Origin of the sequence: Nonomuraea sp. NPDC049784 (genome assembly GCF_040659615.1) — a bacterium.
Taxonomy (GTDB): domain Bacteria; phylum Actinomycetota; class Actinomycetes; order Streptosporangiales; family Streptosporangiaceae; genus Nonomuraea.
This window is the reverse complement of sequence record NZ_JBFAMX010000590.1, coordinates 1-6428: the sequence shown is the minus strand read 5'-3', so window position 1 is coordinate 6428 and position 6428 is coordinate 1. Positions and strand designations below refer to the sequence as shown.

The following is a 6428-nucleotide window of genomic DNA, read 5'->3' as shown; positions in this document are numbered from 1 at the left end:
CTGGGCTCTGGACAGCACCTCGCCCAGCGGGCCCATGAAGCGTTCGGCGATGTCGACTGTGATCGCGCCCGACTCGTGCGCCGCCCGCAGCAGCCCGTGGTGAGCGGCCAGGGTCTCCACCGTGGCCGCCAGTACCTCGTTCAGCGCGCGCCCGGCGTCGGCGGCGTCGCGGGCGGCCAGTGCGAGCGGCTCGACCTCCTCGGCGAAGTATGTCGCGAAGGCGGCCCTGATCACTCCGTCACGGTCGCCGAAGCGCCGGTATACAGTGGCGATCCCGATCCCGGCGCGCCGGGCGGTCTCGTCGAGGGACAGCGCGGGGCCGCTCTCGCGCAGGATGGCGATCGCGGCCCGGACGATCTTGTCTGAGTTGCGCTGCGCGTCGGCTCGCTGTCCCTGCTCGTGCACGATCCGTAACGCTAGCAGCCGTTCACCAGGCCACCTGGAGCGAGCGAAGCCCGTACACGATGGTGAAGGAGCGGAACTCGGCGGGCGGCCCGGACTCGCGCAGGCCGGGGAAACGCTCGAAGAGGGCGGGGAAGGCGATCTGCATCTCCATCCTGGCCAGGGGCGCGCCGAGGCAGTGGTGCACGCCGTGGCCGAAGGCCAGATGCCCCATGTCGCCGCGGCCGATGTCCAGCCGGTCGGGATCGGAGATGAACGCCGGGTCGCGGTTGGCCGCGGGCAGCGCGCACACCACGAGCTCCCCCTCCGGGATGCGCTGTCCGGCCAGTTCGACGTCGGTGGTGGTGACCTTGAACGTGCCCGAGTGCACGATGCTGAGCCAGCGCAGCATCTCCTCCACCGCGGCGTTGATCCGGGTGGGTTCCTTCCTGAGCAGCTCCAACTGGTCGGGGTGACGCAGCAGGGCCAGGGTGCCGAGGCCGAGCATGTTGGAGGTGGTCTCGTGGCCGGCCAGCAGGAGCAGCCCGGCGATGCCGATGAGCTCGTCGGTGCTCAGGTCGTCGCCGTGCTCGCGCACGAGCATGCCGAGCAGGTCCTCGCCCGGCTCGGCCCGGGTGCGGGCGACCAGCTCCGCCATGTAGGCGCGGGACTCGAGCTGGGCCGCCCTGCGCTCCTCCATGGGCAGCGAGATGTCCAGCATCTTGCCGGTGCGCCGCTGGAAGTCGGCCCGGTCGGCGTACGGCACGCCCAGCAGCTCGCAGATCACCAGCGACGGGACCGGCAGGGCGAAGGCAGAGACCAGGTCGGCGGGCGGGCCCGCGGCCTCCATGGCGTCGAGGTGCTCGGTGACGATGTCCTTGATGCGCGGCTCCAGGCGGCGCATACGCCGCATGGTGAACTCGGACGTCAGCATTTTGCGCAGCCGGGTGTGCTCGGGCGGGTCGAAGGACAGCAGGTTGCCCGCCCGCACCCTCTTTATCTCCTCGTCGCTCAGCGCCGGCATGCCGGCCACGCTGAAGACGTTGCGCTGGGCGTTGCTGAAGCGCGCGGAGTCTCCGAGCACCTCCCTGACGTCGGCGAAGCGGCTGACCATCCAGACGTCGAGGCCGAACGCGGTCTTCTCCTTGCGGATGCGCCCCTCGTCGCGCGCCGCGGTGAGCTCGGGATCCGGGTCGAACGCGTCGCGCCGCATGTACAGGGGCAGGGTCACAGACTCGCTCATGCCAGCTCCTCGAAGGATCGGACCGTCGCCGTCAAACCGATAGAAGTCTATCGCTTCATCCTCCGGGAGGGCCGCCGACACCGCCGGGCCGTTTCGGGAGCCGCGTAAGATACCGGTTTCTCCGATCTCGATGCAACCGTTTGCCGAGCCCGCTTACCTCCGATGTTCACCCAGCTCAACGCTTCGCTCACTGAGCGTTGACACCTCATGTCAGCTCTGTTAGAAACTGGTTACTCACAAGCCCGGAAGATGCTTGTTCCCCCTCAACCCCGCCTCGCACAACCGGCGAAGGGTGATTTATGAGCAAACGTTTCGACAAGGCCGACCGGATCGGTTACCTCTTCCTCACTCCGTGGTTCATCGGCATGGCCGTCTTCACCGTGGGACCGATCCTGGCCTCGCTCTATCTGTCGTTCACCGAGTACACCCTGCTCAAGCCGCCCGAATGGCTGGGGTTGGCCAACTACGCCGAGATGCTGGAGGACCCGCGGCTGCACAAGTCGCTGCTGGTCACCTTCATCTACGTGTTCGTGTCGGTGCCCGTCCAGCTGGCGCTGGCACTGGCGCTGGCACTCGTGCTCAACCGCGGCGTACGCGGGCTGAGCTTCTACCGCTCGATCTACTACCTGCCGTCGCTGCTGGCGGGAAGCGTGTCCATCGCGATCCTGTGGCGGCAGATCTTCGGCAAGGACGGCCTGGTCAACCAGCTGCTGTCGATGGCCGGCGTCGAGGGCGTGAGCTGGGTGGCCCACCCCGACTTCGCGCTGGGCACGCTCGTGGTGCTGAACGCGTGGACGTTCGGGGCGCCCATGGTGATCTTCCTGGCCGGGCTGCGCCAGATCCCCGTCTCCTACTACGAGGCGGCGCAGGTGGACGGCGCGGGCACCGTGTCGCGGTTCTTCCGCATCACGCTGCCGCTGCTGACCCCGATCATCTTCTTCAACCTGGTGCTGCAGATGATCGGCGCCTTCCAGAGCTTCACCCAGGCGTTCGTGATCAGCGGCGGGCAGGGCGGCCCGTCGGACTCCACCCTGCTCTACACGCTCTACCTCTACCAGCGCGGTTTCGGCTCGTTCGACATGGGCTACGCCTCGGCGATGGCGTGGTTCCTGCTGGCCGTCATCGCCGCGCTGACCGGGCTCAACTTCCTCTTCGCCAAGCGGTGGGTGTTCTATGGGAGCTAGAAGGCTGTCGAAGCATGTGCTGCTCATCGGCTTCGGCCTGGTGATGCTCTATCCGCTGCTGTGGATGGTGTCGAGCTCGGTCAAACCCACCGAGACGATCTTCCGCGACCCGTCGATCTGGCCCACCGAGACCGACTTCGGCAACTACGCCGAGGGCTGGACGGCCCTCGAGCACCCCTTCCACTACTACCTGCTGAACTCCGCCGTGATCGCGATCCTGGCGGTGATCGGCAACCTGCTGTCGTGCTCGCTGGCCGCCTACGCCTTCGCGCGGCTGAACTTCCGGGGCCGCAACCTGTTCTTCGCCGCCATGCTGGCGACGCTGATGCTGCCCGTCCACGTGCTGATCGTCCCGCAGTACGTGCTGTTCTCCCAGCTCGACTGGATCAACACGAACCTGCCGCTGGTGGTGCCCAAGTTCCTGGCGCACGACGCGTTCTTCATCTTCCTGATGGTGCAGTTCATCCGTGGCCTGCCGCGCGAGCTGGACGAGGCGGCCCGCATCGACGGCTGCGGGCACATCCGGATCTACTGGCGGATCATCATGCCGCTGTCGGTGCCGGCGCTGGCGACCTCGGCGCTGTTCACCTTCATCTGGACCTGGAACGACTTCTTCAGCCAGCTCATCTTCCTGACCGACCCCGAGCTCTGGACCATGCCGGTGGCGCTGCGCTCGTTCATGGACGGGCAGGGCGAGACGGACTGGGGCCAGCTGTTCGCCATGTCGATCGTGGGCCTGGTCCCGATCTTCGGGTTCTTCCTGGCCGGCCAGCGCTACCTGACTCAGGGCATCGCCACGACCGGCTTTAAATAATGCCTTCCGTTAAAACGTTTTAAGGAGACTGGCTCATGCCAAGGAGACTAGCGGCGCTCTGCCTGGCCGGCGTCGTGCTGGCGGCCTCGGCCTGCTCGGGCTCGTCCGGCGGCGACGACGGCACCGTCGAGCTGCGCTTCGGCTGGTGGGGCAACAACGACCGGGCGGCCGCCACCCAGAAGGTCATCGACGCCTTCCAGGCCAAGAACCCCGGCATCAAGGTCAAGGGCACGTACACCGACTTCAACTCCTACTTCGACCGGCTGGCCACCGAGGTGGCCGGCGGGCGCGCGCCGGACGTCATCACGCTCGGCGGCGCCTACCCGCGCGAGTACGGCGACCGCGGCGCCCTGCTCGACCTGGCCAAGGTCGGACTGAAGACCGACAAGATCGGCGCCGCGGCTCTCGAGAACGGCAAGTTCGACGGCGTCCAGTACGGCGTGCCGACCGGCGTCAACGCCATCGCCGTCGTGGTCAACCCGGCGGTGTTCGACAAGGCGGGCGTCAAACTGCCCGACGAGGACACCTGGACCTGGGACGACTTCAAGCGCATCGCCAAAGAGATCGCCCCGAAGGTGCCCAAGGGCACTTTCGCGCTGGCCGACCCCACCAGGACCGACATGCTGGACGCGTACTCGCGCCAGCGCGGCGAGGCGCTCTACACCGCCGACGGCAAGGTCGGCATCGGCCAGCAGACGCTGGTCGACTGGTGGACCATGACGCTGGAGCTGCGCGATGCCGGGGCGACCCCGCCGGCCTCGCAGACGGCCGAGCTGATCACCCAGCCCGCGCCCGAGCAGTCGCTGGTGGGCCGGGGCCTGGCCGCGATGCAGTTCGACTGGAGCAACCAGCTCACCGCGCTGCGCAAGGCCTCCGGTCAGCCGCTGAAGCTGATCCGGCTGCCGGGCGAGAGCGCCCGGCCCGGCATGTGGCTGCAGGCCTCGCAGATCTACAGCATCAACGCGCGCAGCAAGCACCCGCAGGAGGCCGCCAAGTTCCTCGACTTCCTGGTCAACAGCGTCGACGCCGGGAAGATCATCCTGGCTGACCGGGGCATGCCGGCCAACTCCGAGGTCCGCGCCGGTATTCAGAGCGTGCTGGGCGAGGACGAGAAGGTGCAGGCGCAGTTCATCGACAAGCTGACGCCGAAGGCGGGGCCGCCGCTGGTGATCGGGCCGACCGGGTCCACCGACACGCCGAAGATCCTCGACCGGGTCAACGCCGAGGTGCTGTTCGACCGGCAGAAGCCGGCCGAGGCGGCGGCGGACTTCATCAGGCAGGTCCAGGTGGCGATCAAGCAATGATCGACCGCCGCGCACTCGCCGACCGGCACGCGGTCGAGGTGACGGGGATCGTGCCGCAGTCGCCGCTGTCGGTCGGCAACGGGGAGTTCTGCTGCACGGTCGACGTCACCGGGCTGCAGACCTTCCCCGACCGCTACCCGGTCCAGGACCGCACCGGCACCGGCCCGGGCACGCTGCTGGCGACCATGTCCTCGTGGGGCTGGCACAGCGTTCCCGGCTCGTACGACCTGGCTGAGACGGTGCGCGCGTATGAGACGCCGCGCGGGCCGGTGCCGTACGTGGACATGCGCGGCGACCTGAGCGGCGCGGGTGAGGCGCCGGCCTCGGCGGCCGAGTCGTGGCTGCGCGCCAACCCGCACCGGCTCGACCTGGGCCGGATCGGGCTCGCTGATGTGACACCTGCCGAGGTGAGCGACGTCCGGCAGCGGCTCGACCTGTGGAGCGGCACCATCACCAGCCGCTACCGGCTGCGCGGCTCGCCGGTGCGGGTCGTCACCGCCTGCCATCCCGAGCGGGACGTGCTGGCCGTGCGGCTGGAGTCGGGACTGCCGGCCGGCGAACTGTCGGTGCGGCTGGCGTTCCCGTACGGGTCGCAGGCCTGGGGCAACGCGGCCGACTGGGATCGGCCCGAGGCGCACTCCTCGACGCTGCGGCCCTCCCGGGGCGGGTTCACGGTGCATCGCGTCCTCGACGACACCGCCTACCACGTCAAGGTGGCGACGAACGGGCAGGTGACGGAGGCCGGGCCGCACGAGTTCCGCATCACCTTCCCGGACGCCACCGCCGCCGAGCTGGTCATCGCCTTCAACGGTGAGCCGCTCGCCTTCCAGGAGGTGGCGGCGGCGTCCGCGCGGCACTGGGCGCGGTTCTGGAGCACGGGCGGCGCCGTCGACCTGTCGGGCAGCCGCGACGAGCGGGCCGGCGAGCTGGAGCGCAGAGTGGTGCTGTCGCAGTACCTGACGGCGATCCACTGCGCGGGCTCGCTTCCCCCGGCGGAGACGGGGCTGATGGCCAACAGCTGGCGGGGCCGCTTCCACCTGGAGATGCACTGGTGGCACGCGGCGCACTTCCCGCTGTGGGGGCGGGCCGAGTTGCTGGAGCGCAGCCTGGCCTGGTATGCCTCTGCGCTGCCGCGGGCACGGGAGACCGCGCGCTCCCAGGGGTGCGCGGGTGCGCGCTGGCCCAAGCAGGTGGGTCCGGACGGGCGGGAGAGTCCCAGCCCGATCGGGCCGTTCCTCGTGTGGCAGCAGCCGCACCCGATCTTCCTGGCCGAGCTGGTGCGCCGGGCCCGCGGCACCCGCCACGCTCTGGAGCGGTATGCCGGGATCGTGCTGGAGACGGCCGCGTTCATGGCCTCCTTCGCGGTCAAGGGGCCCGGCGGGTACGCGCTGGGCCCGCCGCTGGTGCCGGCGCAGGAGTCGTACGCGTCCGTGCGGGCGATCAGAAGGCGCTCCGGTCGCTGGAGAAGAAGGACTCGTCCTTCACCTGGGCGGGCTCGACGG

At 69.2% G+C, this 6428-nt stretch carries 6 protein-coding genes; 4 read left to right on the top strand and 2 right to left on the bottom strand.

Annotated features, from left to right (window positions below; genetic code table 11):
* Positions 1–405, bottom strand: a 405-nt coding sequence (locus tag AB0J09_RS52745) for a TetR family transcriptional regulator (protein ID WP_360709562.1), incomplete at its 3' end; no start/stop codon positions are given.
* Positions 406–427: 22 nt separating this feature from the next.
* The gene (locus tag AB0J09_RS52740) at positions 428–1624 is read right to left on the bottom strand and encodes a cytochrome P450 (protein ID WP_360709560.1); all 1197 of its coding nucleotides are present in this window, start codon (positions 1622–1624) and stop codon (positions 428–430) included.
* 299 nt (positions 1625–1923) lie between these two features.
* Between AB0J09_RS52740 and AB0J09_RS52735 the strand changes: the two genes are divergently transcribed.
* The 4 genes from AB0J09_RS52735 to AB0J09_RS52720 all read left to right on the top strand — a co-directional run.
* A complete protein-coding gene (locus tag AB0J09_RS52735; RefSeq protein ID WP_360709558.1) occupies positions 1924–2808 on the top strand; it encodes a sugar ABC transporter permease in 885 nt (294 codons plus the stop codon).
* Positions 2798–3622 carry a carbohydrate ABC transporter permease gene (locus AB0J09_RS52730; protein WP_360709557.1) on the top strand — a complete coding sequence of 275 codons (825 nt, stop codon included), beginning with the start codon at positions 2798–2800 and terminating at the stop codon, positions 3620–3622. Before AB0J09_RS52735 ends, AB0J09_RS52730 begins: the two co-directional genes overlap by 11 nt.
* Before the next feature lie 35 nt (positions 3623–3657).
* Positions 3658–4926 (top strand): extracellular solute-binding protein, encoded by a 1269-nt coding sequence (locus AB0J09_RS52725; RefSeq protein ID WP_360709555.1) that lies wholly within the window; start codon positions 3658–3660, stop codon positions 4924–4926.
* Positions 4923–6428 (top strand): hypothetical protein (locus tag AB0J09_RS52720; RefSeq protein WP_360709553.1); only part of this gene is annotated, 1506 nt, incomplete at its 3' end. The genes AB0J09_RS52725 and AB0J09_RS52720, both read left to right, overlap by 4 nt.